Origin of the sequence: Micromonospora craterilacus (genome assembly GCF_003236315.1) — a bacterium.
In the GTDB taxonomy this organism is placed as follows: domain Bacteria; phylum Actinomycetota; class Actinomycetes; order Mycobacteriales; family Micromonosporaceae; genus Micromonospora; species Micromonospora craterilacus.
Genome location: NZ_POTY01000350.1, coordinates 1 through 4743, shown reverse-complemented (window position 1 = coordinate 4743; position 4743 = coordinate 1). Strand labels below are relative to the sequence as shown.

Sequence of the window (4743 nt, the reverse complement as noted above, 5' to 3'; positions counted from 1 at the left end):
CCCCGGGCCCGCCCGCCGTCCAGCATCCCCGCCGGGCCGCCCGCTCCGCGCCCACCGTCGAGCGGCTCGGCCAGCGCCCGGATCCGGTCCACCGCGCCGGGCACCGCGAACTGCGCCGCGCCCAGCCCGTCGACGAAGTACCCGCGCCGGGCGACCCCGCGCTCCTCCAGTGCGGCCAGCACCGGATAGACCGCGGCGAAGCCGCCGGGCACCTGCTCGGCCACGACCGCGCCCCGGGTGAGCACCCCGTGCCGCTCCAGCAGCACGTCGGCCAGGGCCGCGGCGCGCCGGGTCGGGTCGGTGTCCCGCTCCGGCAGCAGGGACCAGCGGCCTGCCGCGGTCGGCGGGCCGCCCCGGCTCGGCAGGGCCACCCGCCCGGGACGCCGGTAGCGGCCACGCGTGGCGGCCGGCCGGGACCGGTGCGCGCCGCCGCCGCCGAGCACCGTGCGCAGCGGCGCCAGGGTGTCGTTGGTGAGGTACCCGGCCCAGACCAGCTCCCAGATGACGGTGGTCAGTTCGGTGTCGTCGGTGGCCCCGACCCGGTCGGCGAGGGGGCGGAAGAACAACGCCTGCCCGTCGCCGAGGGCGTCCAGCACCGCGTCGTGCAAGGGTGTGCGGGCGAGCGTGTCGTCCGGCGGTGGGAGCAGCAGCGGGGCGGTGTCGGCGTACGCCAGGCTGACCCAGCCGTCCCCGCCGGAGATCGCCCCCGCGCCGGCCCACAGCACCTCGCCGCTGGCGCACAGCTCGTCGAGCTGTGCGGGGGAGTAGTCCGCGACGCGGGCGGGCAGCACCAGCCGTTCCAGTGCCGACGCCGGCACGGACACGCCCTGCAACTGCTCCACCGCCGCGGCGACCGCCTCCACCCCACGGGCCGACGAGCCGACCTGCTGCCAGCGCGGCAGGAAGGTGGCCAGCGCCCGGGGCGGCACCGGCTCGATCTCCCGGCGCAGCGCGGCCAGGGACCGGCGGCGCAGCAGCCGCAGCACCTCCGCGTCGCACCACTGGGTGCCGACCGTGTCCGGGGTGAACTCGCCGGAGACCACCCGCCCGGTGGCGGCCAGCCGGCGCAGCGCCTGCTCCACCACGAAGACGCCCAACCCGAAACGCGCCGCGCAACTCGCCGCGGCGAACGGGGCGTGGGTACGCGCGTACCGGGCGACCAGGTCGCCGAGCGGGTCGGCGACCGGTTCGAGGTACGCCTCGGCGACGCCCACCGGCAGGGCCACGCCGAGCGCGTCCCGCAGCCGGCCGGCATCCTCGACGCCCACCCAGCGGTCCTGCCCGGCGATGCGTACTCGCAGCACCCGCCGGGCGGCCGCCAGGTCGGTCAGCCAGTCGACGGGCACCCCGCGCTCGGCCAGCTCGTCGGTGCTCAGGTCGCCGAGCTGGCGCAGCAGCTCGACCGCGTCCTCCGCGTCCCGGGGCCGGCGCTGCGGGGTCAGCCAGCGCAGCTGCCGCTCGGTCTCGGTGAGCACCGCCGGGTCGAGCAGCTCGCGCAGGTCGACCCGGCCGAGCAGCTCGCCGAGCAGGGCCGAATCCAGCGCCAGCGCCGCGGCCCGGCGCTCCGCGAGCGGGGCGTCGCCCTCGTAGAGGAAGGCGCCGACGTAACCGAAGAGCAGGGAGCGGGCGAACGGTGACGGTCGGGCCGTCTCCACCTCGACCAGCCGCACCCGGCGGCCGGCCAGGTCGCGCATCAGCTGGGTCAGGGCGGGCAGGTCGAAGACGTCCTGGAGGCACTCCCGGGCCGCCTCCAGGGTGACCGGGAAGTCGGCGTACTCGCGGGCGACGTCGAGCAGTTGGGCGGCGCGTTGCCGCTGCTGCCACAGCGGCTGGCGGCGGCGGGGATCGCGTCGAGGCAGCAGCAGCGATCGCGCGGCGCACTCCCGGAACCGGGACGCGAACAGCGCCGACGTGCCGACCGACTCCTCGACCAGTTGGGTGATCTCCTCGGGGTCGAAGGCCACCACGTCGGCGCCGGGCGGGCTGTCGGCGGTGTCCGGCAGGCGTACCACGACGCCGTCGTCGGCGGGCATCACCTGCGCGTCGACGCCGTAGCGTTCGGCGAGGCGGCGGCCGATCGCCAGGGCCCAGGGTGCGTTCACCCGGGCGCCGAGGACGCTGTGCACGGCGAGCCGCCAGTCGCCCAGCTCGTCGCGGAACCGTTCCACCACCACCGTCCGGTCGTCCGGCAGCGCGCGGGTGGCGGCCTGCTGTTCGCGCAGGTACGCCATCAGGTTGCCGGCGGCCCAGTCGTCCAACCCGGCGGTGCGCAGCCCGGCCAGCGCCTCCTCGTCGCCCTGCCGGAGCAGGGCGCGTACCCGGGCCCCGATCGCCTTGCCCAGCTCCACCGGGCGGCCCGGCTGGTCGCCCTTCCAGAACGGCATCTTGGCCGCCTGCCCGGGTGCGGGCGAGACCAGCACCCGGTCCGGCGTGATCTCCTCGATCCGCCAGGACGAGGAGCCGAGCAGGAAGACGTCACCGACCCGGGATTCGTAGACCATCTCCTCGTCCAGCTCGCCGACCCGGGCGGCGCGTTCCGCGCCGGCCAGGAAGACGCCGAACAGGCCCCGGTCGGGGATGGTGCCACCACTGGTCACCGCGAGCCGCTGCGCGCCGGGCCGGCCGGTCAGCAGGTCGGTGGCGCGGTCCCAGACCAGCCGTGGACGCAGCTCGGCGAAGGCGGTCGAGGGGTAGCGGCCAGAGAGCATGTCCAGCACGGCGTGCAGGGCCGAATCGGGCAGCTCGGCGAAGGGCGCCGCCCGGCGGACCACCGTCGCCAGGTCGCCGACCTGCCACTGGTCCAGCGCGACCATCGCGACGATCTGCTGGGCCAGCACGTCCAGCGGGTTGCGGGGGTGGTGCAGCTCCTCGATCGCGGCGTCGGTCATCCGTTCCGCGACCACGGCGCAGGAGAGCAGATCGCCGCGGTGCTTGGGCAGCACCACCCCGCGGGAGACCGCGCCGACCTGGTGCCCGGCCCGGCCGACGCGTTGCAGGCCGGCGGCCACGCTCGGCGGTGCCTCGATCTGCACCACCAGGTCGACCGCGCCCATGTCGATGCCGAGTTCGAGGCTGGAGGTGGCGACCACGGCCGGCAGCTGACCGGCCTTGAGCGACTCCTCGATGTGCCGGCGCTCCTCCCGGGAGACGCTGCCGTGGTGCGCCCGGGCGATCACCGGCGGGGCGCCGGCCACCGCCCCGGCCTGGGCCATCATCTCCGCCGGGGTACGGCTGGCGGCGCGGACGGGTGCGGCCGCCGTCTCCTCGGCGGCCAGCTCGTTCAGCCGGGCGCAGAGCCGCTCGGCGCTGCGCCGGGAGTTGGTGAAGACGATGGTCGAGCGGTGCGCCCGGATCAGCCCGAAGAGCCGTTCCTCCACCGCCGGCCAGATCGACGCCGTCCGGGGGCCGGCGAGGTCGTCCGCCGGCGCCTCCTGCTCGTCGAGGCGGGTCATGTCCTCCACCGGCACCTGGACGCTGACCTCGATCGTCTTGGCGGTGACCGGCGCGACCACGTCGACCGGCCGGGCGCCGCCGAGGAACCGGGCGCACTCGTCCACCGGCCGGATGGTGGCGGAGAGGCCGATCCGCTGCGCCGGGGCGGGCAGCAGCTCGTCGAGGCGTTCCAGGGAGAGCGCGAGGTGGGCGCCGCGTTTGGTGCCGGCCACGGCGTGCACCTCGTCGACGATCACCGTCTCGATGCCGCGTAGCGCGTCGCGGGCGGCCGAGGTGAGCAGCAGGAACAGCGACTCCGGGGTGGTGATGAGGATGTCCGGCGGGGTGCGGGCGAAGGCCCGCCGCTCGTCGGCGGGGGTGTCGCCGGTGCGCATGCCGACGGTGATGTCCGGTGGGGTGAGGGCGAGCCGGGTGGCCGCCTGCCGGATGCCGGCGAGCGGGGCACGCAGGTTCCGTTCGACGTCGACCGCGAGGGCCTTGAGTGGACTGACGTAGAGCACCCGGCACCGGTGCCGGGGATCGGCCGGAGCGGGCTCGCGGGCCAGCCGGTCGAGCGACCAGAGGAAGGCGGCGAGGGTCTTGCCCGAACCGGTCGGCGCCACCACGAGGGCGTTCCGCCCGGCGGCGACCGCCGCCCAGGCACCGGCCTGCGCCGCAGTCGGCGCGGCGAAGGCCGCGCCGAACCACTCCCGGGTCGCCGGGCCGAACCGGGAGAGCACCGCCTCGCCGGCCGACCCTCCGATGGAATCCGCCACGACCCCATCCTGCCCCCGGCCTCCGACATCCGCCGCCGCCCACCCGGTGGGTTATGTCTGGTTAAGTTGTTACAGGCGACTTGACCGTTGATTCCGTTAAGCCTTACTTAACTGCTTGCTTGCGGCAGGCAACGTAAAGTAACTTCACTCGCGACGTGGCGAACGGTGGAGGGGATCGGATGGCCGTCGAGGACCGGAGGTCGAGGACCGGCACCGATGTCCTGATCCGCAAGGTCGACAGCCATGTCGCCGCCCTCCGCACCGGGCTGCACGGTCCCGAGCTCGAGTTGGCCGAGCGGCTCGCCGGCTGCCTGCGTGAATTGGTGATCTCCACCGCCCAGGCCAGCGCGGCCGACCGGGCGCAGGTGCGCGCCGCCGTGCACTACTTCGTCCTGCGCCGCGAGAGCCAGGGCCGGCTGCTGTCGGTGCGGTCCCTGGCCGCCGCCCAGCGGCTGGTCAACCGGGCGGCACGCCAGCTCGGCCGGCCAGACCTGACGGTCGAGGGCCGACCCGGCCGCGACGCAATGGCTCCGGC

General features: G+C 75.6%; 2 protein-coding genes. One reads left to right on the top strand and one right to left on the bottom strand.

Annotated elements, in window-relative coordinates; genetic code table 11:
• The coding region (locus tag C1I95_RS31875) for an ATP-dependent helicase (protein ID WP_233514010.1) at nucleotides 1-4208 on the bottom strand (4208 nt) is incomplete at its 3' end.
• 179 nt (nucleotides 4209-4387) lie between these two features.
• Between C1I95_RS31875 and C1I95_RS31870 the strand changes: the two genes are divergently transcribed.
• Nucleotides 4388-4743: hypothetical protein (locus C1I95_RS31870; RefSeq protein WP_111219569.1), on the top strand; the 356-nt coding region annotated here is incomplete at its 3' end.